We start from the raw sequence: 21,098 nt of genomic DNA, 5'->3' as shown, positions 1-21,098 counted from the left end.
TCTCATCACTCTAGGCAATGACGACACCGGTTAATGTGCACAGGGCAACTGCGCGTCCTCGCGCGTTCAACTCGCCCCGGCCACCTTCGCCGTCGCCTTCTCGATCTGCCGCTGCAGCACGTTCCAGTACGTCCCGGGGCGGAAGCGTTGCAGCAGGTCCATGAAGCGGGCGTCGTTGCCGATCAGGATGCGCGGCTGGTTCTTTTCGATCCCGGTGATGATGCGCTGTGCGGCGGCGGTCGGCGTGGTCCTGGCCAACGCGTCGAAACGCTCGATCGATTGCACGCGCCGGGCATTGTCGGTGACGCCGGTGCCGGTGCGCGAGTTGCGCGCGATGTTGGTGGCGACGCCGCCCGGGTGCACGACGGAGAGTTTTATCGGGCTGCCCGCGACCGCAAGCTCGTGGCGCAGGCTTTCCGAGAAGCCGCGCACCGCGAACTTGGCCGCGCAATAGGCGCTCTGGCCGGGCGGGGCGACGATGCCGAAGATCGAGGAGATGTTGACGATATGCGCCTCGCGCTGCCGCGCAAGCTGCGGCAGGAAGGCGCGGGTGCCGTGCACAACGCCCCAGAAATTGATATTGAACAGCCACTCCATCTGCGCCTGCTCGATCTCGCCGAACTGGCCGAGCAGTGCGACGCCGGCATTGTTGACGACGATGTTGAGCCCGGGATGCGCGGCGCCGGCGGCTTGCGCGAAGTCCGTGATCTGGCCGGGCTCGCTGACGTCGAGCCGATGCGCCGTGACCTTGCGCCGGCTCACTTTGGCGATCTCGGCCGCGGCAGCCTGCAACCCGGCCTCGTCGCGATCGGCGATCGCGAGGTCGCAGCCGCGCAACGCGAGTTCCTGCGCGAGCGCGCGGCCGATGCCGCTGGCGGCTCCGGTCACGGCGGCGGCGGATCCAGAGATCGCGGTCATGTCAGGTCAGCTCCATTTGAACGAGGGGGCGGTTGCGAGGCGGGAACATGGCGGTTTCCTTGCTTTTCTCAAATTGGAACTGAACCATCCAGCGATTTTAGGCATTTAACATTTGTCACGTGCTCGAACCGAAGCATTGAAACCAAGGGAGGCCTACCGTGGGACAGTCAAAGCCCTATCGCGCGAAGGCCCTGATCGTCGAGGACGATCCGATGCAGCGCGAGATGATCAGCCTCCTGTTGGAGGAGAGCGAGTTCGACGTGATCTCGTGCGAGAGCGCCGAGGCCGCCGAGCTGGTGCTGCAGGGTAACGGCGACAATGTCGTGCTGATGATGACGGATGTCGAGCTGGCCGGACACATGACCGGCATCGAACTCGCTTACGCTGCGAAGAAATACAAGCCCGATCTCGATGTGGTCGTCACCTCGGGCCGGCCGCTGCGGCAGCGCCTGCCCGATGGCGCGATGTTCTGGTCCAAGCCCTGGGCGCCGCTCGACGTGATCCGCCTCGCCGAGACCAAGGCGTCGGCGCTGTTCGGCCGCGGCTCGCGCGGGCCCTCGTAACGGAGTTGTCAGCACGGGCGGACGGCTGCCGGAAGGTTGCTGCTTCCGCCCGCCCGGCCACCGTGATATTTCCGACGGCCGACCGCCCGTGGCAGGCTTGAGGATTTGAAATGACCTGGTCCTTCCTGCTGACCACCCTGATCGTGGTCGCTTCGCCCGGCACCGGCGTGCTCTATACCCTCGCGGTGGCGCTGACCCGGGGCTCGCGGGCGAGCGTGGCGGCGGCGTTCGGCTGTACGCTCGGGATCGTGCCGCAGATGATCGCGGCGATGCTCGGGCTTGCCGCCATCCTGCACACCAGCGCCATGGCGTTCGCGGCGCTGAAATGGGGCGGCGTGGTCTACCTGCTCTACATGGCCTGGCAGGCGCTGCGCGAGCGCGGCGCGCTGGCCGTCGATACCGAGATCAAGCCGCGCTCGCGCGGGCGGGTGATCGTGACCGCGATCCTGATCAACATCCTCAATCCGAAGCTGTCGATCTTCTTCCTGGCCTTCCTGCCGCAGTTCATCGCCGTCGATGAGCCGCATCCGCTGGCGCGGATGGTCGAGCTCAGCTTCGTGTTCATGGCGATGACCTTTGCGGTGTTCGCGGTCTACGGGCTGTTCGCGGCATCGGTGCGCGACCGCGTCATCACCCGGCCGAAGGTGATGGCCTGGCTGCGGCGCAGCTTTGCCGCGGGCTTTGCCCTGCTCGGCGCCAAGCTCGCCTTCGCGGAGCGCTGACGCGGCATTCGCTCGGGTCCTGATCGAGGCAATAAAAAAGCAGGCCTTGCGCCTGCTGCCTTGCCCCCACCTGCCGGAGGCCGATCGATTGAAGACTGGTGAATTTCGGGTTGATGAATTCGCGGCTGGCGTCGTTGCGGCCGGTCGTCCCGGTCCGGGTGCCCGGGCAGGGCAGGAGCCGCTACCCGGGCTGGAATTCGCTACTTCTTGGCGGCCTTCTTCTTCGTCGCCTTTTTCGCCTTCGCCTTCTTCGCCTTCTTCGCTTTCTTAGCCATAGTATCCTCTCAAGGTTTCATGGATTGAACGCGACTCCGAGGCATGCTTGGCGGAGGGCCAGCCTCGCAACATCCTCAGTACCAAACTCAGCAGATTCGGAGGCGGCTGCCGCGTGCTGTCACGGCGCCGTCATCGTGTTATCCACAGCTGTTACGTGTTTTCGCCAGCTTTTTCGCACGTATGCGCGTGTCGCGCTCGCAGCGTCGTCGCATCGGTCATGCTTAACGATGCGCAAACGGTCGATGCGCGCGTGTTCATCAATTCAAAACCACAGCACGGATTGACGCGAGGCGAGTGACGGTCCGTTAAGCGGCGCGGCCGCATCCTGTCGGCAAGACAACGGGGATTGTCATCGGGGAAACGCCCTAGGGGCGGACGGTCATTTCAGGAGAGGCGAGGCCGATACGGGTCTCGAACAGGGGCGATGTTGAGCGTTCCGACGCTTTGGACGGTATTCATTATCAATTTTCTCGCGCTCGGCCTGATCTGGGCCTATGTCGCGCGCAGCTATCCAGCTTTCGGCGCCGCGCGGTTCTGGACCGCCTCCGCCTTCGTCGCCTCCGCCGGTGCGGCCAGCGCGATGCTCCGTGTGATGATGACGGACTCGCTGCTGCCGCTGCTTGGGGCGGGGACGCTGATGACGTTCGCCGCCGGCCTTGCCGCGATGGGCATCGAGCGGTTCTACGGCAAGCCGATCGGCTGGCGCAGCACCGCGCTGTCAGCCGCGCTCGCCTTCATCGGCCTCGGCGTCTTCATCTTTGCCTATGACAGCATGCCGATGCGCATCCTGGTCTACACTGTCGCGCAGGTCACGCCGCTGGCGTTGACGCTGAAGCTGTTGCTGTCGCCCGAGAACGGCCGTGTCAGCCCCGGCGCGCGGCTGGCCGGCATCGTCTCTTCCGTGCTGATCGCCATCTACGCGCTGCGCCTGGTCGGCGCCCTGCTGCAGCCCGGCGAGTACTCCTTCGTTCGCTTCAGTGCGGGCCAGTCGCTGGTGATCCTGCTGATGGTGTTCCTGTCGATGGCGCTCAATTTCGGCTTCCTGCTGATGGCGATCGACCGGCTCCGCAACGAGGTCGCCGACCTCGCGCTGCTCGACGACCTCACCGGCGTCGGCAACCGCCGTCATCTGCTGCAGCGGCTGACCGAGGAATGCGCGCGCTCCGACCGCAACGGCGAGGCGTTCGCGCTGCTGGTGATCGATCTCGACGGCTTCAAGGGCATCAACGACACCCATGGCCACGCCGCCGGCGACGCCTGCCTGCAGCACTTCACGCTGATGGCACAGACCAGGCTTCGCCCGGGCGACATGCTGGCCCGCACCGGCGGCGACGAGTTCTGCATCGTGCTGCCGTCCTCGACGCTGCGCGAGGGCGCGATGATCGCGCGCCGCGTGCTGGAGGTCTGCCGCGCCGATGCCGAGCAATGCACCGGCAACGACATCCCGATCGCGGTCTCGATCGGCGTCGCGCAGTGGACCCGCGAGATCGGCATGCATCCCGACCGCCTGATCGCCGCCGCCGACCATGCGCTCTACGACGCCAAGAAGGGCGGCAAGAACGGCTACGCGGCCTATGAGCCAAAGCTGCCGGCGGAGACGGTCGAGGCGCTGGAGGCGACCCTGCGCAAGCGCGCCTGAGCGTGCTAACGAGGGACCACACTGGATCCTTCCGATGCTCCGCCTGCTCGCCGCACTCCTTGCACTCGTCCTGTCGTCCGCAGCCCTGGCCGAATCCCCCGATCTCGCAGCGATCGCGCGGTCGCAAGGCTCGCCCGAGATTCCCGGCTTGAAAATGGTCTGGCTGTCGCCCTGGGGCGACGTCGCCAGATCGCATCCCTGGCGCAACATCATCGTGCACCAGACCGAGGGACCGACCGGCTCGGCACGCTACGGCGCGCAAGAGCAGCACAAGAACCCGACAAGGCGCGGCGTCATGGTCTGGGTCGAAACCGACGGCACGGTCTATTGGGCAGTCGCCGACAACCTGGTTCCGACCCACACCGACGGCGCCGATCGCAACGACAACAAGTACATCGACAACAGCAAGACCTATCACCAGGTGAACAAGGACACGTCGATCGGCGTCGAGTTCGCCGGCAATTTTCCAGATGTCACCAAAGGCCCGACCGACGCCCAGATCGCCGCGTGGCGCGTGCTGGTGAAGGTGCTGCGTGCGCGCTACGGCATTCCGCTCGACCGCGTCTATGCGCACAACTGGATCGACTTCAAGGACGCCCGCTACTGCGAAGGCTGCGCGCTCGCGACCATGGCGCGAGAGTGGGGCGAGTAGGGGCGGGTACTCACCGAAATCCGGGATGCCTGTCTTCGGGACGAAGCGGAAATCCCATCCGGACTCAAGGATATCGGTTTGTGACCATTGCGGACGCCGGGGATGAATATGGGCTATCGTCCATCGGTGTAGTATTGGGAGTCTTGGATGGGACGACCGAATGCTTTTGACGGGATGATGCACGAATTCTGCGTGAAGCTGGGTTGGTGTGGCTGCGTCAGGGATGGCAAGCGACTGCACGTCTCCGACTTCATTTCCAGAAATTGGGCCAGTGGCGGCGGATGACTTCGCCAGATGGCTCGTAACGGCGGACGGTCTCGATCCCGACCAACTCAATCGTTCTGAACTTAGGCTACTGGAGGCGGTGTTCGTCAAGCACATGGGGGCGAGTGTTGTTGATGCGAATAAGCTTCGTCCCGGACATCGCGATGCGTAGGCGCTCCAAGGCGGAGTAAGCGTCTGGTGTTGGGCCCTTAGCCGACGATCTGTATGACCATCGGGAACGTCGGCTCTCCGATGTGAACCGGAGGTCCGTCGCTATCGGCCACGCGCGCGCGATGAACGCTTCAGTCCTGCGGGCGCAGGGCCGCTTCGGCGCGCTGCATCATCCGCCGCCATCGCTCGCTTGTCGGCCCGCCCATGATCAGGAAGTAGCGAACGATCGCGATCGGCAGCCAGGTCTCCATCGCTTGCGTCAGAGCCGCTATCGGCGTGCCGGTCAGCCGCGCGTATTCGGATTGCGCGGCCGCATTGACCGCAAGCGGCCGCTGCGGATTGTCGGTAGTGTCGAGGGCAAACTCGGTCAAGCCGATGTGAGTGAGCCCGTGATCGAGGGCTGCAGGCGCGCGGATCGAGAAGGTCCAGTCGATCAGCCGCGGACCATCCGCCGTCATGATCACGTTGTTGGGATGGATGTCGCCATGGCACAGCCCGTCCTCCGGCTGTTGCAGGTCGTCGATCAGCGCGAGGATGCCGGAGGCGATGTGCCTGGGCACGATGCCGCCCGAGTGCCTGAAGGCGGTGTCCATCCAGCGGCGCAGATCGATGGCCTCCGGCGGCGGCGCCATCCTGTGAACGGACAGGCCGAGGGACGCAAGGATCGCGCCCGCCTGGGCGAACGTCACGCCGCCGCTGCGCGTGAGCTGCAGCAGCGTCGGTCCGTCGAGGCGGCCGAGCACGATGCCGAAGCGTCCGTCGAGCGTCACCTCGCCGAACACCTCCGGCGCAGGCAGCCCGCCGGCGAAGACTGCCCGGGTCATCCGCGCCTCTTGCCGGCCGAGCCGCGGCGGAAAACCTTCCTTGAACAGTTTTACGACCCGACCTGGCGCCCAGGCGTGGATATCAGCCGTGCCGCCCTGGTTGATCTTCTCGCCGAGGGATCCCTGCATCGCCTATCCTCCCGCCGGTCACGACCCAACACCGGCGGCGGCCAAAAGAGAACGCTCCCGCGATCCTGGCTGCCAGCCATGATCGTGGCTTGTCCCCCGCCGCGGCGTTTGCCAAGATGGCCCAGCGGTTTGAGACAAGTCCGGCTCTGGCTCTTGGCCGGCATGGCCAGGTGCGCCTCGTTTGTCCGCTCTCGCGGCTGCTGCGGACGTTCGTAGCTCCGGATGGGTGGAGCGAAGCGATACCCATCAACCTTGTGCTGCGCGGTGGGATGATGGGTGTAGCGGAGTTTATCATCGGCCGCGCGCTGCGCGGACCCGTTGGCCCCACCATCCTGCAGATGCGGTCATCTCAGTGGTTGAGACGCTTCAGATTGGCGTGCATTGCCAAGGGCGCGTTCCAATTCACGCGTGCGCTTGGCGATGTCATCCAATTCGAAGCTCTGCGAGGTCATGAAGGCCCCGGAGCCCGCGTCCGGGTCGCTGGCGAGACGGCGGGTTTCGCTCAAGTGATGATGGAGCCAGGCCCTCTGGTCTGCCTGCAGCTTCGCCCGCCCTGCGCCGCTTTCTCGATGCAGCAGCAACTGGTATGCGGCGTTCAACCGCGCATCCCATTTGTCGATCTCGGTCTTACCGCAATCCAGCATCCTGCTTGAAACGCCGTCCGAACGATCGACGCATGCTGCCATCTCGGCGTCCGATTGTGCATGGGCGCACGGAGCGATGATCACGAGCAGGCCGACAAAGCCATATTTGAAGGTCACGGGAGCTGACACCTATGGTTTAACGACGCCCAATGGCGCAATCATTTCGTGTCGCTTTTGCGGCGGCGACGCCCGCGAGGCTCTGGTCACGGCCCGTCGCCCATATGTCGGCAATGTGGGGTAGACCGGTCGTCAGCGCGACCACTCCAAACCGACGCGATTGACCCGGAAATCTGATCCCAACCCAATCCTAGTTTTTCTGCTCGCTCGCCCAGTCGGCTATCGCCACGGCTTCAACCGGTGCCTTGGCCTTCCAGGCGGAGATCGGCATGGCAGCCGCCCGTTTGAGAGCGGCAATGAGAGGCAGCGGGGCGGGGTCTGAGATGTTCACGCCGTTAGCTCTCATTCGAGCATAGTTATCAGCGGTACGGCGGTCGATCAGATCGAACTGGCTCTTTTCCGTTTCCGTCGCGGCAGCCATCACCTGTTCCTGGACAGGCTTCGAAAGCGAGGCGAATGCGTCCAGCCTGACAAAGGCGATCGAAACCGAAGTGGCATAATTGATTGCCGTGAAGTACCGCAAATCTTCCCAAAGTTTCCGGCCCGCACCTCCATCGCCGGACGAGAGGATCGCATTCAGTTTATGGTCCTTTAGTCGGGGAATCGCCTCGCTGAACGGCAGATATTCGGCGTGAGCACCGGCCGCCTGGAGTACCTCGGCCGAATTGTTGTCATAGGTTCTGACCATCAATGCGCTAAGATCATTCGCGCTGTTGAGCGCTCGATCCGACCAGAGGCCCGTCGCCGGCCAGATCGTCATGTACAAAAGCTTCAAATTCTGCGCCTCGAGGGCTTTCTCATAAAGTGGCCGTGCCCTTGTATTCAAAGCGCGCGCAACTTCGAACGACTGCACCAGGAATGGCAATGTCGGCAAACCAAAAACGGGATCAGTTTTTTCGAGCGAGGCTGCAAATGCATCACCGCCGGTGACCCGACCATCGCGAGCTGCGCCGATCATCTCAGCCGAACCGATTTTCAGCTCGTTGTCGAAAGACGTCCTTACCGTGACGAAGCCATTGGTGTGTGCTGATATGAGCTTGGAAAAGGTTGTCAGCCCCACACCCGAAATGTTGGTTTGCGGATATTCCGTTGCCATTTGCCAGGTGACTTGGGCGAGAGCCGGCTGCTCAAACAAGCACAGCAGAGCTGCGCAGATGAAACCGACAAAGCTGCGCCGCATCATGGGTCGCTCCTAATCCTGTCTCAAGACGTTCCTCGGCATAATGGCTGTCGGTGAGGGACAGGCGAACGTCGTGTCCATCGATGATGATGCACAGATGCCGATGTATTGTCGATTGATTGGAGCGCCGAAACCATGCGCCTGCTCGACCGACGCCGAGATCGCAGCATGTCGCGGCAGTGGGGCGAGCAGGGTGGATGCTAATCCGGGATGCCTGCTTTTCGGGGCGAAGCGGAAACCCGATCTGACCCCGAGGAGGTCGCCTTAGCCAATCAGCTCCCAAGCCCACAAGCTTAGAACCGGTCATTTCCGTTGCTGTCGAACCAGTTAGGCAGTTGGCGGTTCAGGCCGACCCCAAACGGAAGTGCTGCACTCCGTCGCCAAACTGATGAACTTTGAGTCGGCCATCGCGACTCACGCTAGGGCACCATTGCCCTAGCCACACGACTGTCGATTTGTGTACCCAACGGAGGGAATTTGCCATGAGACCGAAATTTGAGAGCGTAATGATAATGCTCGCAGGCGTGGCAATTGGCGCTATCGCGGTTCAAGGCCTCCACGCTCAGGGGGCAAAGTTGAAGGCCTACGTCATCAGCGAAAATGAAATCCTCGATGCTTCGGCCCAAGCCGCTTACCTGCCAACGGCTCGTAATCTCATCGCAGAAGCTCATGGTCGCGCTTTGCGTACCGCGGGCGGACGTGTTGTTCAGATAGAGGGTGGCGCACCTCCCAAGAGTGCAGCGCTCACGGAATGGGACAGCGTAGATGACGCGGTGGCATTCTACAAATCGAAAGCCTGGACGGACCTTGCTCCCCAGCGTGACAAGGCGGTCAAGGTCGTGCGCCGGTATGCCGTCGAAGTCGAGAAGTAGCCTCGGACCGCGTGCCGCAATAGCCAACCAGGAGGCCGCCTGCCATGGCGGCCTTCCTTCCAGAGTCGTTAGCGCGGCTTTGCAATTTAGCAAAAGACGGTTGGGAAGTAAGCCATGGCAAGATTGCTTCGACTCGTGCTGACAGTCGAAGGCCAAAACGCGGTAGCGAATGTCGCCTTTTTGGACTCGTAGCGGACACCACACCGGATTAGCCCCGGCAATTTTCCATGCGTCTTAAACGTTGATTCAACAAGATACTGCAACCTGAGGCGCCCTTGGCTTGCGTGATCGCGTGACCGGGCCGCGAGGTGCGTATCGAATGAGAGGCTGCTTTACGACCGTTCTCGGAATACTCTTTGGTTCGGTCGCCATCATAGTCGCGATGGTTCAGCTTCTACAACGTTCATGTGCGTTATCGTTTGACCGTCGAAGTTCAGGATGGCGACCAATTGAAAGCCGGGTCGAGCGTCATCGACCTGTCCTACAACATTGAGCCGAGCTGGTCTCCGAGCCAATTCAATTCGTTTCCTGTGCCAGTCGGCTATGCGCCAACCGTCGATCTCGGCGAGAAGGGCATGCTCTTCCTGACGTTCGACCATGCAGCGCGAACCCCGGCGCAACAGCTTGAGCGCAACAAGCAGGTCTTCTGTCTATTTGATGATCTCGGATGTTTGCCTTTTGCAGCCTATCGCAAATCTGGCGGCGGTATCGAGTTCAAGCAGAAGAAGGCAGCACTTGACGAGTTGCTTCGTCAAAGCGGGCCGCGCGATGTGCCTTTCATCGCTTTGACCCAACTCATTCGATTTGTAGATGAGAACGGTGAGCACAAATACCTGACTCTCCCTCCCGATAATTTGGCTCGCGGCTTTGGAGAAGGGGTCGAACTCAAGCGTGTTATCCTTGAATTGACTACCGATCCAGTAACACCCCGTCCGGACAGCTGGCCCAACTGGTTGAAGGAGAAAGGACAGATGTCGGCCACGCTCAAGGGGTATGGCAACGATTAATGGACCGATCGAAAGGGACCTGCCTCGTCTCAGTCTCCTTTTGGTCTTCAGCAGACATGACCAACAGCGCCTCGTTTGTCAGCTCCCGAGGCCGATGCGGACATTCGTAGCCAGGTGGACGTGCTGCGCGGTGGGAACATGGGTATCGCGGAGTTTCTCATCGGGCCGCGCGCTGCGCGGAGCCGTTGGCTCCGCCGATCCTGGAGGCAACAAAAAAGCCGGCGTTGCCGCCGGCTTTCGTGTCCGTTGGCTCGTTCGCCACGCGATCTTGCGGGCTAAAGCTGCAGGAAAGCATTGCCCAGCTCGCGGTGGCCTTATACCCTCGTCAAGGTCAAGACTGGGGGCAGGCTTGGAAAAAGACGAACTCGAGCGCCTGGCGGGCCGCCGGTTACGGCTGAGCTTCGAGGAGATCGTAAGCCATCCTCGGCTGCCGGAGGCGCGGCGCGCCTATATCGCGGCTTTCTGTGATCTATACGAGGGTGATCCGTTCCTGGTCCGCCTGCTGCTCCAGGCCGGCCGATTCCTCGTTTTCCTGAGCGCAGCGGTGCTCGAAGCGGCACAGGATCCGGCGCGCCGCGAAACCTGGTTCACGGTCTCCGCGCTGAAGCGGCAGCTCAGTATGCATGGACACGCGAGTGACCGGCAGGTGGATCATCTGCTGGCACGGCTGTGCGAGGTCGGCTTTATCGAGCAGAACCGCGCGCCCGCTGACCGGCGCGTGCGGCTGCTGGCGACCACGGACAAGCTGCGCTCGCATCACGCCGAGTGGCTAGCGACGCACTTCGTGCCGCTTGCCAAATTGTACCCCGATCATGATTACCGCCCGGTGCTGGCGCGAAATCAGGCCTTCAACGTGACCCACTGCCGCGTGGGCCTGCCGTTCTTTCCCGTCTCCGTTCGGCTCATGATGACGTTGCCGGACACGATGCTGTTCTTTTCCCATGCCGCGGGGCCGCTGATTCAGAATGCCGTCCTGAAGGCCGCGATCGATGCGGGCGATCCGACCGCAGCGATCCCCTACATGGATGTGGCTGATCGCTTCGGCGTCTCGCGAACCCATATCCGCAATCTGATGAACGCCGCGCAGGCGGCCGGTCTCGTCAGGATCATTGGGCGCGGCGGCCGGAGCATCGAGATCACGCCGCGCCACTGGGCGAGCTACGATCGTGGCCTTGCGGTTGGAATGTATCTGCACGATGCGGTCAATCTGGTGGCGATGCGCGATTGGACGGAGGCTCGGCGCCGCTCCGCCGCTCACCTCTTGACCGTGGACTGACCTGTCCGTGACTTTTCTCCGCGCCTTCGATAGGCGCAAAGTTTTCCAACTGCATATCGCCCGGAAAAGCTAGACTCATCTGCGGCCCGGCGTTGCCCCCACGGGCCGGTCTATTTCTTAAATTTATTGCTCAAGGAAAATTTTGATGACCGAAACCGATGGCGGCGCGCGCGGCTTCACTGCCGTGCCGGTCCGTTCGCTCGCATACAGCCTGCTCATTGCGATCGTGGCCGCTTTTGGCCTGTATGCCGCGTTGATCGCAGGTCCTGCCATGTACGCCGCGGCACGTGCCGACGTCGTGCGGACGGTCGCCGATGAGGATCGCCGGTTCTGTGGAATGTTCGGAATGAGCGTGGGAACAGACACGTTCGCTGCGTGCAGCAGAGAGCTGTCGATTGTCCGGCAACGGCAGGTCGATCGCGACAACGCCGCCGCCCAAGGTCTGCTTTAGCGCTTCAACCTCGATATTTTTTTCCGAAAAGGATTTGTTCATGGTCAGACGTTCGATGTTTGGATTGGGTGTTGCCGCGATCTGGATCGGTTCGGCCTCGGCGCAGGAGGCTCCTCCCTCCTATCAGGCCGATCCGACGGTCTATAAGGTCATCTTCGAAGATCAAAGCTTTCGTGTAATCGCGGCGACCTGGAAGAAAGGCACAACGGACAAGCCGCATTCGCACCCGCTTCCTTTCGTGGTTTACGCGCTCGATGATTGCACCGTGCGGGTCCACAATCCGGACGGCACGACGCGCGAACTGAAGAACAGGGCCGGAGCGGCCAGCGCGGGGCCCATCACTGCCTCGCATACGGCTGAAAACGTCGGCGACACGGACTGTCGAGCGCTTCTGGTGGAGCGAAAGTGATCCGGCCATGAGACACTGGACTTGCATCATGCGTTACCGGATCGCCCTGATCGTCATCACTCTGTCTGCATTGCTTGGCGCAATTGCGTGTCCGGCAGGGGCTGACGAAACGACCGATACACGAGAGCCCGTGCAGCGAACCGACACGGAGAAAGCCTTCGTGCTGGAGCAGATGCGGCTGTTCCTGGCCTCCATCGTGGAGGTCGAGGAAGGGCTTGGCTCGGGCGATCTGGATCTGGTCGCGCGTGAAGCAGCGGCGCGCGGCCGCAAGGCCAATGCCGCGCTGGCCCGGCCGCCGACCCTGGCCGCCAAGGAAAGCGATGCCTGGAAAGCGATGATCGGCTCGGTCCGGAGCGGCTTTGACCAGATCGCCGAGCAGGCGACTGCGCGCGCGCCGGCGGCCAAAATCAACAAGGCGCTTGCCGATACGATGAGGAATTGCGTTGCCTGCCATCAAACCTATCGTATTTCTGCGGAAGCGCGGTAGGCCGTAAATGGTTCACAGTTGTCGGCCACGGCTTGCGGCGGACCACGGACGCGTTTGATGAACTGACCCGAGGCCGACATCGGCAGTGTCGACATCCGACAACCGGCCCGCTACGCTTAGACCGCCCAGAACCGCAATCCAAATTAAGCAAGGCGCGCCTATGCCCGCTTATTTCATTGTTCAAGCAACAATTACGGACGAGGCCCAATATCAGAAATACCGCGAAGCGGTTGTTCCTTTCATCGCCAGCTTTGGCGGCAAAATTGCCGCTAGAGGTGCAAAGGTCGAAGTGTTCGAAGGCGATCACGATACGCGGCCGGTGGTCATGTTCGAGTTTCCCGACATGCAGGCGATTCGTGCCTTCTGGAATTCTCCTGACTATGCGCCGATAAAGAAGCTGCGCGATGGTGCCGCCACCATAAACGTTTGGGCGTTTCCGGGCACCTGAAGGCCGGAGAGCCAGTGTCTCCCGGTTGCCCTGAGCCGACATGGCCAAGAGCGGCGGCGGCGCCCGCAAGGGGCCTCTGACAAGGGTGCCAGCCCGATCGATGGCAACAAAAAAGCCGGCGTTGCCGCCGGCTTTCATCTCTCGTTGGCTCGTTCGCCGCGCGGTTAGTGCGCGGCTTCGAGCGCTGCTTCCTGCCGGGCAATCGTGCCCTTGACGGCCGACTGCACCTTTTCGAAGGCGCGGACCTCGATCTGCCGCACGCGCTCGCGCGACACGCCGAACTCGGCGGCGAGGTCTTCCAGCGTCATCGGCTCATCCGCCAGACGACGCGCCTCGAAGATGCGGCGTTCGCGCGGGTTAAGCACGCCGATCGCACCGTTCAGGGCCTGGCGGCGATGATCGAACTCCTCGCTCTCGGCCATCATGGCTTCGGCGTTGGGGGAGTTGTCGACCAGCCAATCCTGCCATTCACCGGCCTCGCCGTCGTCGCGGATCGGGGCGTTGAGCGACGCGTCACCACCGAGGCGGCGGTTCATGTCGACCACGTCCTGATCGGTCACGCCGAGGCGCTTGGCGATCAGCTTCACCTGGTCGGGGTGCATATCACCCTCTTCCAGTGCGGAGATCTTGCTCTTCGCCTTGCGCAGGTTGAAGAACAGCTTCTTCTGGTTCGCGGTGGTGCCCATCTTCACGAGCGACCAGGAACGCAGAATGTACTCTTGTATTGACGCCTTGATCCACCACATGGCGTAAGTGGCGAGACGGAAGCCCTTCTCGGGCTCGAATCGCTTCACTGCCTGCATCAGGCCGACATTGCCTTCCGAGACGACCTCGGAGATCGGCAAGCCGTAGCCGCGATAGCCCATGGCGATCTTGGCCACGAGCCTGAGATGGCTGGTGACGAGCTTATGCGCCGCGTCGCGATCATCATGCTCGCGCCAACGCTTGGCGAGCATGTACTCCTGCTGGGGCTCCAGCATGGGGAACTTGCGGATCTCGGCGAGGTAACGGGAAAGACCGGATTCTCCATTGAGGACCGGTAACGTAGCTGTACGGGCCATTCGAGCGCCCTCCAGTGGTTCAGACCCCCGATAGCGGCGGGCCCGGCAGGTGGCCGCTGGGTTAAAGCCAGCCAGGCTGCGATGTTCCGCGCTGGATATTCAGCGCAGGTGCAACATACACTAAACCGTCCGTGATAGGGAAGGATTGCTGACGTCACGTCCCCGTGTGCCAGCTATAACCTATTGTCATAGCGTGGCTTTTCCGGGAGGGGTGCGTCATACCGCCGCTGCCAGCGCCCGTTGCAGGAGAAGCAAATCCTCCGGCAGAGCCGCTTCCCAGTGCAAAAGTTCCCCGGTGCGGGGGTGCTCCAAAGCCAGCAGATAGGCGTGCAGGGCTTGCCGGTCGAGCGCGGTAAGTGCGTCCTTACCTTCCGGCCCGAGATGGCCGGCCTTGGTCTTGAAGTGCGGACCGTAGACGCTGTCGCCCATCAAGGGGTGGCCGAGATGAGCAAGGTGGACCCGGATCTGATGGGTCCGTCCGGTCTCGAGCCGGCAGGCCAAGAGCGAGGCGACCGGCTTGCCGCCGCGGCCGGCAAAGCTCTGGAGCACCTCGAAGTGGGTGATCGCCTCGCGGCCGCCCTGGCGGACCGCCATCTTCTCGCGGGCGTGCGGGTGGCGGTCGATCGGCGCATCGATTGTGCCGTGGGGCCGGTTCGGCACGCCCCAGGCGAACGCCATGTAGCCGCGCTCCATCGGGCCGGTGCGGCCATGGTCGGCGAACTGTGCGGTCAGCGACTGATGGGCGTGGTCGTTCTTGGCCACCACCATCAGCCCGGTGGTGTCCTTGTCGAGCCGGTGCACGATGCCCGGCCGCTTGACCCCGCCGATGCCGGACAGGCTGGTGCCGCAATGGGCGATCAGCGCGTTGACCAGCGTTCCGGTGGCGTGGCCGGCCGCCGGATGCACGACCAGGCCCCGGGGCTTGTCGATGACGATGATGTCGTCGTCTTCGAACACGATATCGAGCGCGATGTTTTCGCCCTTCGGCTCGGCGGGCGCGGCCTCCGGCACGTCGATTATGATCGTATCGCCCTGGACGACATGATAAGCGGGGTCGCGGACGACGGCGTCCTTGACGGTCACGGAACCGGCGAGGATCAGCGCCTTCAGCCGGGACCGCGACAGCTCCGGAGTGCGCTGCGCGAGCACGCGGTCAAGCCGGGCCGAGCCCTCGTCGCCCGCGACGATGACCTCCAGCTTCCGACCGCCATTCGAAGAGACCTGATTCAAATCGACCTGTTGCAAAGATATAGAGCCTTGTGATGACCGACACCGCTGTGACCGAACCGACCCCCGACCAGGCCGCGCTGATCGCGCGGGTACGGCGCATGATGCTGATCGCGGGCCTGACCTCGGCACTGGCCGTGGCCGTCGTATTGATTGCCATCGGCTACCGCCTTTATCGCAGCGAGGGAAGCCCTGTTTCGGTATCCGACGTCACTGCTGCGTTGCCGAAGGGCGCGCGCATCGTCTCGACCGGTGTCGCCGGCGAGCGATTGATCCTCACGCTCGATGTGGGCGGTGCAACAGAGATCCGCACATTTGATGCAAAGACGCTGAAACCTGCCGGCAGGCTGAGCTTCGTCAACGAGCCCTGATCGCAGCGATCGCGAAGCCGCGCGGTCGATCAACCGAAAGCTGCAGCGTATTTTTTGCGCATGCGTTCGCGCATCGAGAAGGTGTGCCGCCATCTTTTCGGCTGAGTTGCGCGTTCAGCTTGCGCCATGTCGCAAGCCAACTCCAGCGCTTCGATCGAACAGTCTGGTGAGTCCGATGTGTCGGGCTCGTGCGCCGACCCGACGCGCCGCGCAGTGTTGACGGCGCTCGCAGGCTGCGCCTGTCTCGCCGCGATCGAGCCTGCGGCCGCCGACGATGACGAACAGCCCGGCGCCAGCGAGCGACCGCAAAAGGCCGACGTGCTGGTGCGCGCCGAAGGCGACAAGGCCGGCCAGGTCATCAAGTCGGATGATCTGAAGCTCGGTGGTCCGCCGGTTCGCGCCTGGCCGCAAGATCCGAAGACCTCCGTCGTCCGCAAAGGTTCGCGGCTGAATGAGGTTGTGCTGGTCAAGCTCGATCCGAACGAACTCGACGATGCCACGCGCGCCCGCGCGCCCGACGGCATCGTCTGCTACTCGGTCGTCTGCACGCATGCCGGATGTCCGATCACCGCCTGGTTGAAGGAAGAGCAGGGCGACAAGAACGTTCTGAAATGCCTCTGTCACAACTCCGAATACGATCCGCGGCAGAATGCGCAGGTCGTGTTCGGGCCGGCGCCACGTCGCCTCGCGGCATTGCCGCTGACGGTTGCCGACGGCGCGATCACGGTCGCAGCGCCATTCGTCGGGAAGGTGGGTGCTCAGCAGGGAGGATGAGGCCAGATCGGGATTTCTGCATGACCTGAAGCATGATCCGGAAAAGTGCGAAGCGGTTTTCCGAAAAATTATGCGCAAGACTGAAAAAATCAAAACAGAGCAGGGAGGTAGCATCTCATGACAAGCAAGCAGTGGTTACTGTCGAGTTGTGTCGCATTCACGTGCCTCATTTCGACCTATGCCGTCGCGGGGCCGATCGAAAACTACAGTTCGGTGACTTCAGCGCGTCTCGAAAATCCCGAACCCGGCAACTGGATGCTGTATCGCCGGACCTATGACGGACAGGGCTATAGTCCGCTCAACCAGATCAACACCTCCAACGTCAAGGACCTCAAGCCGGTCTGGACTTTCTCGACCGGCGTGATCGAGGGCCATGAGGCGCCGCCGATCGTCAACAACGGTGTAATGTTCGCCGCGACCCCGATGGGGCAGGTGATCGCGCTCAACGCCAAGACCGGCGAGGAGTACTGGCGCTACAAGCGGCAGCTTCCCGACGATCTGTTCCAGCTGCATCCGACCAGCCGTGGTGTCGGCCTGTGGCAGGACAAGGTCTACTTCGCCACTACCGACGACCATGTCGTCGCGCTCGACGCCAAGACCGGCAAGGTGGTCTGGGACACCAAAGTCCAGGACTACAAGAAGGGTCAGTACCTGACGCTGATGCCGCTGGTGGTCGACGGCAAGGTGATCGTCGGCGGCTCCGGCGGCGAGTTCGGCGTGCGCGGCTATGTCGTCGCCTTCGACGCCGACAGCGGCAAGGAGCTCTGGCGCACCTTCACCATCCCGGCCGAAGGCGAGCCGGGACACGAGACCTGGAGCGGTGACGACTGGAAGTCGGGCGGTGGATCGGCCTGGATGACCGGCACCTATGACAAGGACAACAAGACGATCCTCTGGGGCATCGGCAACGCCGCACCCTGGCCGGGCTCGGCGCACGCCGGCGACAACCTCTATACCAGCTCGGTAATCGGCCTCGATCCCGAGACGGGCAAGATCAAGAAGCACTTCCAGTATCACCAGAACGATTCCTGGGACTGGGACGAGGTCGATGCGCCGATGCTGGTCGACCTGCAGCGTGACGGACGTTCGTTCAAGAGCCTGATCCACCCGGGACGCGACGCGATCTTCTGGGTGCTCGAGAACAAGCCCGACAAGATCAACTACGTGTCCGGCTGGCCGTTCGTGAAGACCAATGTCTGGAAGGGCATCGAGGCCGAGACCGGCCGGCCGATCGTCGATCCCGAGCACAAGCCGGTGCTCGGCAAGCGGGTCGAGTTCTGCCCGTCGCTGTGGGGCGGCAAGGATTGGCCGTCGGCGGCGTACAGCCAGAGCACCAAGCTCGTCTACGTTCCCGCCAACGAGAACTTCTGCGGCGGCTTCACGGGCGAGAAGCAGCCGCTGGTGCCCGGCCAGCTCTGGCTCGGCACCAAGCCGGAGGACATCGGACTGACGCCGGCACCGAACGCCGATCATTTCGGCGAGTTGCAGGCGTGGGATCCGGCGACCGGCAAGAAGGTCTGGCAGCACGACTTCAAGACCTCGCAGCTGTTCGGCTCGGTGACGGCGACCGCGGGCGACTTAGTTCTCGCCGGCGGCACCAACGACCGGATGTTCCGCATCTTCAACGCCAAGACCGGCGAGCTGTTGTGGGAGCAGAAGACCAACTCCGGCATCATGGCCATGCCGATGTCCTATGAGGTCGATGGAACGCAGTACATCGCGGTCCAGTCGGGTTGGGGCGTCGACGCGCAGCGCATCCAGGATGCGCTGGCCGGCAAGGTCAAGGGCTTCGAGAACAACGTCCCGCAAGGCGGCGTGATCTGGGTGTTCGCGCTCGACAAGAAGTAAGGCACGCGGCCTGAGCCTCGGTTCTGACTAAATCAGGGCCGAAACTCGGGGTCTTGGTTCGGCCGACAGGGGGCGATGCGATCGGGAAGCGGCGGTTGGGGAGACCGGCCGCTTCCCGATCTGCTTTTCTATTTGCCCTTGGTGTCGACCTTCCGCTTCTCGTCGTCGTTCATCTGCTTGATCGTGGGGTCCTTGGCGGCCTCACCGGTGGTTTGGCCGGTGGTTGCCGGCGGAGCGTTGCTCGGAGCCGAGGTCTGGTCGGGCAGCACCTTGGCCGGACGCGTTGCCGTTGTGCTCGGCGGCGAAGCCGTCTGTGCGAAAGCCTGCGCGCCAAAAACAAAGACGCCCGCGGACAAGAATGCCGCGAGCGTCCCGAATTTCTGAGGTGGGGTTCTCATCGATCTGCTCCAGAGTATCGATCGATGAGAACTGCCCGTCTCGCCTAACGTTCCTCAGGTCTCCAGCTGCTTGCCGATCGGAAGCGCGCGGATGCGTTTTCCGGTGGCGGCAAAGATCGCGTTGATCAGGGCAGGCGCGAACGGCGGCACGCCGGGTTCGCCGACGCCGCTCGGCGGCGTGTCCGCTCCGGGCGCCACGATGTAGACGTTGGTGATCGCAGGCGATTCGTCGATCCGGATCACCGGGAAGTCGTCGAAATTGCTCTGCTGCACCTTGCCGTCCTTGAAGCTGATCTCGCCGTATTTGGCGAGGCTCAGCCCCATGATCGCAGCGCCTTCGATCTGCGAGTGGATCCGCTCCGGATTGACGTAAGTGCCGCAATCGATCGCAGTGTCGACCCGCGGCACCGTGAACTTGCCCTTGTCGTCGACCGCGACCTCGACGATGGTCGCGATGTAGCTGACGAACGAGCGATGCACCGCGATGCCGAGGCCATGGCCCTTCGGCACCGTGCGTCCCCATTCGCCCTTCTCGGCGACCAGCTCGACCACCTTGCGCAGGCGCGCGGTGTCGATCGGGTAGCTGTCATAGGGCTCGCCATAGTTCCAGGGATCCTTCACCGAGGACAGGTTGACGATCCGCGGGCTACCGATCAGTTCCAGCAGCATCTCCTTCTGGTCGCGACCCGTCGCATGCGCGATTTCCCCGACCATCGATTGCACCGCGAAGGCGCGCGGGATGTTGGAGACCGAGCGGAACCAGCCGATCCGCGTGAATGCGGCCGCTTCCGGATTCTCGCACTGCAGATTGGCGATCTCGAACGGGTTGTCGATCAGGCCCATGCCGAGCTCGAACGGCGCTTCGTGATTGGCGCCGGCGGCGAAGGTCGAGGCGATGGTCGGCGCCACGCTGCGGTGCCGCCACGCAATCACCTTGCCGCTCTTGTCGAGACCGGCCTCGATCCGTTCCACCGAGACCGTGTGCAGGAAGTCGTGATGGACGTCGTCCTCACGGGTCCATTGCACCTTGACCGGCGCGCCGAGTTCCTTCGACAGCAATGCCGCCTCGAGCGCGAAGTCGCATTTCGACTTGCGGCCGAAGCCGCCGCCGAGCAGCGTCACGTTGACGGTGACATTGTCCTCGGGAATCCCGAGCGTCTTGGCGACATCCTCGCGGGTCCCGCCGGGGCTCTGCACCGGGGCCCAGATCTCGGCCTTGTCGCCCTTGACGTCGGCAACCGCGACCGGCGGCTCCATGCTGACATGGGCGAGATGCGGCAGATAGTATTCGCCTGTGATGACCTTGTCGGCGCTCTTCAGCGCCGCATCGACATCGCCTTCCTTGCGCACGATGAGGCCCGGCTTGCGCGCGGCCTCCTCCAGCGAGGCACGATAGGTGACCGAGTCGTATTTGGCGTTGGCGCCGTCATCCCAGACGATCTTCAGTTGGTCGCGGCCCTTGATCGCAGCTCCCGTGTTGCGTGCGATCACGGCGACGCCGCCGAGCGGCTGGAACTTGGACGGCCATGGCCAGCCCTTGACCTCCATCACCTTCTCGACCCCGGGCACCTTCTTGGCCGCGCTGTCGTCGAACGACTTGAGCTTGCCACCGGTGACCGGCGGACGCGCGATCACGGCGTATTTCAGGCCGGGCAGGCGGACATCGGCGCCGTAATTCGCCTTGCCGGTGGTGATGTCGTGCAGGTCGACGATCGAGACCTGGCCCTTGCCGAGATAGCGGAAGTCCTTCGGATCCTTCAGCTTGAGGCCTTCGATGCTCGGCACCGACTCTTTGGCGGCGTCGGCCGCGAGTTCGCCGAAGCCGGCCTTCCGGCCGCTCGCGCTATGTACCACCTCGTGGTTCTGCGCCTTCACCTCGGTGACCGGCACGCCCCACTTCTTGGCGGCGGCGGCTTCCAGCATCGAACGCGCCGAGGCGCCGATCTGGCGCATCGGGATCAGGTAGTGCCGCGTGCTGCGCGAGCCGTCGGTGTCCTGGTTGCCGAACTTGACCTCGTCGCCATGCGCCTGCTGGACATGGACGCGCGACCAGTCGGCCTCCATCTCCTCGGCGACGATCAAGGGCAGGCTGGTGCGGACGCCGGTTCCCATCTCGGAGCGGTGCGCGAGAATGGTGACGGTGCCGTCGGGGGCGATCGCGACGAACACGCGCGGATCGACCACGACGCCGTGCGGCATCTTGCCGGCTCCGGTTTCATAGGCGAACGCCTGGCGCGTCATCACGGGTGCGGCGAGCACGAAGCTGCCTGCGATACCGAGCCCCTTGAGGATGCTGCGGCGCGAAACGTTCTCGACCTTCACGTGCTTCTCGAAGCCGCGAAGCTTGCTGGGATTGGTGATGATGTTCAT

22 protein-coding genes are annotated in these 21,098 nt (G+C 63.1%); 14 read left to right on the top strand and 8 right to left on the bottom strand.

Translation table 11 applies throughout. The features are described from left to right. Positions 1-66: 66 nt before the first annotated feature. The gene (locus H8A92_RS08900; RefSeq protein WP_229195462.1) at positions 67-918 is read right to left on the bottom strand and encodes an SDR family NAD(P)-dependent oxidoreductase; all 852 of its coding nucleotides are present in this window, start codon (positions 916-918) and stop codon (positions 67-69) included. Between the two features lie 158 nt (positions 919-1,076). Here H8A92_RS08900 and H8A92_RS08895 point away from each other — a divergent pair, with 158 nt between their 5' ends. From H8A92_RS08895 to H8A92_RS08880, 4 genes are all read left to right on the top strand, one after another. Then, positions 1,077-1,481, top strand: coding sequence for a response regulator (locus H8A92_RS08895; RefSeq protein ID WP_229195461.1), 405 nt, complete (start codon positions 1,077-1,079; stop codon positions 1,479-1,481). 110 nt (positions 1,482-1,591) lie between these two features. Then, complete coding sequence (locus tag H8A92_RS08890) at positions 1,592-2,203, top strand: LysE family translocator (protein ID WP_229195460.1); 612 nt, start codon at positions 1,592-1,594, stop codon at positions 2,201-2,203. A 700-nt stretch (positions 2,204-2,903) separates the two neighbouring features. Next, entirely contained in the window at positions 2,904-4,118 is a 1,215-nt protein-coding gene (locus H8A92_RS08885) for a GGDEF domain-containing protein (RefSeq protein WP_229195459.1), read from the top strand. A 34-nt stretch (positions 4,119-4,152) separates the two neighbouring features. Next, complete coding sequence (locus tag H8A92_RS08880; protein WP_229195458.1) at positions 4,153-4,770, top strand: peptidoglycan recognition protein family protein; 618 nt, start codon at positions 4,153-4,155, stop codon at positions 4,768-4,770. A gap of 566 nt (positions 4,771-5,336) precedes the next feature. Here H8A92_RS08880 and H8A92_RS08875 read toward each other — a convergent pair. The 3 genes from H8A92_RS08875 to H8A92_RS08865 form a co-directional block, all read right to left on the bottom strand. Continuing rightward, positions 5,337-6,158, bottom strand: a complete 822-nt coding sequence (locus H8A92_RS08875) for a phosphotransferase (protein ID WP_229195457.1) — start codon at positions 6,156-6,158, stop codon at positions 5,337-5,339. Between the two features lie 344 nt (positions 6,159-6,502). Next, positions 6,503-6,919 (bottom strand): lysozyme inhibitor LprI family protein, encoded by a 417-nt coding sequence (locus tag H8A92_RS08870; protein WP_229195456.1) that lies wholly within the window; start codon positions 6,917-6,919, stop codon positions 6,503-6,505. A 190-nt stretch (positions 6,920-7,109) separates the two neighbouring features. Continuing rightward, the gene (locus H8A92_RS08865) at positions 7,110-8,102 is read right to left on the bottom strand and encodes a TRAP transporter substrate-binding protein (RefSeq protein ID WP_229195455.1); all 993 of its coding nucleotides are present in this window, start codon (positions 8,100-8,102) and stop codon (positions 7,110-7,112) included. A 479-nt stretch (positions 8,103-8,581) separates the two neighbouring features. Here H8A92_RS08865 and H8A92_RS08860 point away from each other — a divergent pair, with 479 nt between their 5' ends. From H8A92_RS08860 to H8A92_RS08830, 7 genes are all read left to right on the top strand, one after another. After that, positions 8,582-8,971 (top strand): DUF1330 domain-containing protein, encoded by a 390-nt coding sequence (locus H8A92_RS08860; RefSeq protein WP_229195454.1) that lies wholly within the window; start codon positions 8,582-8,584, stop codon positions 8,969-8,971. A 407-nt stretch (positions 8,972-9,378) separates the two neighbouring features. Next, the gene (locus tag H8A92_RS08855; RefSeq protein ID WP_229195453.1) at positions 9,379-9,978 is read left to right on the top strand and encodes a hypothetical protein; all 600 of its coding nucleotides are present in this window, start codon (positions 9,379-9,381) and stop codon (positions 9,976-9,978) included. A 94-nt stretch (positions 9,979-10,072) separates the two neighbouring features. Continuing rightward, entirely contained in the window at positions 10,073-11,254 is a 1,182-nt protein-coding gene (locus tag H8A92_RS08850) for a MarR family winged helix-turn-helix transcriptional regulator (protein WP_229195452.1), read from the top strand. A 145-nt stretch (positions 11,255-11,399) separates the two neighbouring features. Further along, entirely contained in the window at positions 11,400-11,705 is a 306-nt protein-coding gene (locus tag H8A92_RS08845; protein ID WP_229195451.1) for a hypothetical protein, read from the top strand. Positions 11,706-11,745: 40 nt separating this feature from the next. Next, complete coding sequence (locus H8A92_RS08840; RefSeq protein WP_229195450.1) at positions 11,746-12,114, top strand: cupin domain-containing protein; 369 nt, start codon at positions 11,746-11,748, stop codon at positions 12,112-12,114. Between the two features lie 28 nt (positions 12,115-12,142). Beyond that, the gene (locus H8A92_RS08835) at positions 12,143-12,601 is read left to right on the top strand and encodes a hypothetical protein (protein WP_229195449.1); all 459 of its coding nucleotides are present in this window, start codon (positions 12,143-12,145) and stop codon (positions 12,599-12,601) included. 160 nt (positions 12,602-12,761) lie between these two features. Beyond that, complete coding sequence (locus H8A92_RS08830) at positions 12,762-13,049, top strand: DUF1330 domain-containing protein (RefSeq protein WP_229195448.1); 288 nt, start codon at positions 12,762-12,764, stop codon at positions 13,047-13,049. Between the two features lie 164 nt (positions 13,050-13,213). Here H8A92_RS08830 and rpoH read toward each other — a convergent pair whose 3' ends face one another. Then, on the bottom strand, positions 13,214-14,110 hold the full coding sequence (gene rpoH, locus H8A92_RS08825; RefSeq protein ID WP_163152870.1) for an RNA polymerase sigma factor RpoH: 897 nt from the start codon (positions 14,108-14,110) through the stop codon (positions 13,214-13,216). Positions 14,111-14,326: 216 nt separating this feature from the next. Continuing rightward, positions 14,327-15,307 carry an RluA family pseudouridine synthase gene (locus H8A92_RS08820; RefSeq protein WP_229195465.1) on the bottom strand — a complete coding sequence of 327 codons (981 nt, stop codon included), beginning with the start codon at positions 15,305-15,307 and terminating at the stop codon, positions 14,327-14,329. Positions 15,308-15,372: 65 nt separating this feature from the next. On the opposite strand from H8A92_RS08820, the gene H8A92_RS08815 reads away from it, so the two are divergent. The 3 genes from H8A92_RS08815 to H8A92_RS08805 all read left to right on the top strand — a co-directional run bounded on the left by H8A92_RS08815 (position 15,373) and on the right by H8A92_RS08805 (position 18,330). Beyond that, positions 15,373-15,708, top strand: coding sequence for a hypothetical protein (locus H8A92_RS08815; protein ID WP_194458714.1), 336 nt, complete (start codon positions 15,373-15,375; stop codon positions 15,706-15,708). Positions 15,709-15,834: 126 nt separating this feature from the next. Beyond that, positions 15,835-16,482 carry a QcrA and Rieske domain-containing protein gene (locus tag H8A92_RS08810; protein WP_229195447.1) on the top strand — a complete coding sequence of 216 codons (648 nt, stop codon included), beginning with the start codon at positions 15,835-15,837 and terminating at the stop codon, positions 16,480-16,482. Between the two features lie 117 nt (positions 16,483-16,599). Next, positions 16,600-18,330 (top strand): methanol/ethanol family PQQ-dependent dehydrogenase, encoded by a 1,731-nt coding sequence (locus H8A92_RS08805; RefSeq protein WP_229195446.1) that lies wholly within the window; start codon positions 16,600-16,602, stop codon positions 18,328-18,330. A gap of 128 nt (positions 18,331-18,458) precedes the next feature. On the opposite strand, the gene H8A92_RS08800 is transcribed toward H8A92_RS08805, so the two are convergent. Together H8A92_RS08800 and H8A92_RS08795 are read right to left on the bottom strand one after the other, a co-directional pair. After that, positions 18,459-18,728 (bottom strand): hypothetical protein, encoded by a 270-nt coding sequence (locus H8A92_RS08800; RefSeq protein WP_229195445.1) that lies wholly within the window; start codon positions 18,726-18,728, stop codon positions 18,459-18,461. Between the two features lie 54 nt (positions 18,729-18,782). Next, positions 18,783-21,098 (bottom strand): xanthine dehydrogenase family protein molybdopterin-binding subunit, encoded by a 2,316-nt coding sequence (locus H8A92_RS08795; protein ID WP_229195444.1) that lies wholly within the window; start codon positions 21,096-21,098, stop codon positions 18,783-18,785.

It is taken from the genome of Bradyrhizobium acaciae (genome assembly GCF_020889785.1).
In the GTDB taxonomy this organism is placed as follows: Bacteria; Pseudomonadota; Alphaproteobacteria; order Rhizobiales; family Xanthobacteraceae; genus Bradyrhizobium; species Bradyrhizobium acaciae.
This window is presented reverse-complemented; position numbering and strand designations above follow the sequence as displayed.

What these genes read in the sequence shown, in the direction of transcription:
- H8A92_RS08900 (WP_229195462.1), bottom strand. Translation starts at nt 918, where the DNA reads ATGACCGCGATCTCTGGATCCGCCGCCGCCGTGACCGGAGCCGCCAGC.
- H8A92_RS08890 (WP_229195460.1), top strand. Translation starts at nt 1,592, where the DNA reads ATGACCTGGTCCTTCCTGCTGACCACCCTGATCGTGGTCGCTTCGCCC.
- H8A92_RS08885 (WP_229195459.1), top strand. Translation starts at nt 2,904, where the DNA reads ATGTTGAGCGTTCCGACGCTTTGGACGGTATTCATTATCAATTTTCTC.
- H8A92_RS08880 (WP_229195458.1), top strand. Translation starts at nt 4,153, where the DNA reads ATGCTCCGCCTGCTCGCCGCACTCCTTGCACTCGTCCTGTCGTCCGCA.
- H8A92_RS08875 (WP_229195457.1), bottom strand. Translation starts at nt 6,158, where the DNA reads ATGCAGGGATCCCTCGGCGAGAAGATCAACCAGGGCGGCACGGCTGAT.
- H8A92_RS08865 (WP_229195455.1), bottom strand. Translation starts at nt 8,102, where the DNA reads ATGATGCGGCGCAGCTTTGTCGGTTTCATCTGCGCAGCTCTGCTGTGC.
- H8A92_RS08860 (WP_229195454.1), top strand. Translation starts at nt 8,582, where the DNA reads ATGAGACCGAAATTTGAGAGCGTAATGATAATGCTCGCAGGCGTGGCA.
- H8A92_RS08850 (WP_229195452.1), top strand. Translation starts at nt 10,073, where the DNA reads ATGCGGACATTCGTAGCCAGGTGGACGTGCTGCGCGGTGGGAACATGG.
- H8A92_RS08845 (WP_229195451.1), top strand. Translation starts at nt 11,400, where the DNA reads ATGACCGAAACCGATGGCGGCGCGCGCGGCTTCACTGCCGTGCCGGTC.
- H8A92_RS08840 (WP_229195450.1), top strand. Translation starts at nt 11,746, where the DNA reads ATGGTCAGACGTTCGATGTTTGGATTGGGTGTTGCCGCGATCTGGATC.
- H8A92_RS08835 (WP_229195449.1), top strand. Translation starts at nt 12,143, where the DNA reads ATGCGTTACCGGATCGCCCTGATCGTCATCACTCTGTCTGCATTGCTT.
- H8A92_RS08830 (WP_229195448.1), top strand. Translation starts at nt 12,762, where the DNA reads ATGCCCGCTTATTTCATTGTTCAAGCAACAATTACGGACGAGGCCCAA.
- rpoH (WP_163152870.1), bottom strand. Translation starts at nt 14,110, where the DNA reads ATGGCCCGTACAGCTACGTTACCGGTCCTCAATGGAGAATCCGGTCTT.
- H8A92_RS08815 (WP_194458714.1), top strand. Translation starts at nt 15,373, where the DNA reads ATGACCGACACCGCTGTGACCGAACCGACCCCCGACCAGGCCGCGCTG.
- H8A92_RS08810 (WP_229195447.1), top strand. Translation starts at nt 15,835, where the DNA reads ATGTCGCAAGCCAACTCCAGCGCTTCGATCGAACAGTCTGGTGAGTCC.
- H8A92_RS08805 (WP_229195446.1), top strand. Translation starts at nt 16,600, where the DNA reads ATGACAAGCAAGCAGTGGTTACTGTCGAGTTGTGTCGCATTCACGTGC.
- H8A92_RS08800 (WP_229195445.1), bottom strand. Translation starts at nt 18,728, where the DNA reads ATGAGAACCCCACCTCAGAAATTCGGGACGCTCGCGGCATTCTTGTCC.
- H8A92_RS08795 (WP_229195444.1), bottom strand. Translation starts at nt 21,098, where the DNA reads ATGAACATCATCACCAATCCCAGCAAGCTTCGCGGCTTCGAGAAGCAC.